Annotated in this window: 1 protein-coding gene; it reads left to right on the forward strand. The window is 77.4% G+C overall.

Annotated elements, in window-relative coordinates; translation table 11 throughout:
* Positions 1–273: 273 nt before the first annotated feature.
* On the forward strand, positions 274–650 hold a 377-nt coding region (locus FV223_RS29335), incomplete at its 3' end, for a sigma-70 family RNA polymerase sigma factor (RefSeq protein WP_147730076.1).

Here is a 650-nt window from a genome sequence, read left to right on the forward strand (position 1 = left end):
GAGGTGCCGCTGCCGGCCGGCGCCGACGCCGCGGTGATCGTGCAGGGCGCCGACGGGCGGATCCTCGGCGCGGCGCGGCTCGGGCCGGCCGCCCGAGCGTAACCGTCGCGCGTTCCTCGGCGAAGACGAGCGCGGGCGATGGGCGCCCGACGTCTCCCGCGAGGCTTGCCGATGTACCTGCCCGCCATCGGCCCGGTTCCACCGCTGCCGGCGCGTTCCCCCGGGGGCCGCGTTGCGCTAGGGTCCGGGACACGACGCGGCGACAGGGCGGCGATGGCGCTCGAGGACAGTCTGGCGACGGCGATGGCCGCGGCGCAGGGGGGCGATGCGGCGGCCTATCGCCGGCTGCTCAATGCCTGCCTGCCGGTGATCGCGGGCATCGCCCGCGCGCAAGGGGTGCGCGGCGAGGCGGTCGACGACGTGGTGCAGGACACGCTGCTGACGATCCACAAGGCGCGGGCGAGCTACGACCCGGCGCGGCCCTTCCTGCCATGGCTGCGCGCCATCACCCAGCGCCGGGCGATCGACCGGCTGCGCCGGGCCGGGCGCCGGCCGCAGGAGGTGCACGATCCCCTCGCCTACGAGGCCCACGCCGATGCCGGCCCCGCCCCGGGCATGCGCATCGAGGCCGACCAGCGCAACGCCGCGCT

This window comes from Methylobacterium sp. WL116, from assembly GCF_008039455.1.
Lineage (GTDB): Bacteria > Pseudomonadota > Alphaproteobacteria > Rhizobiales > Beijerinckiaceae > Methylobacterium.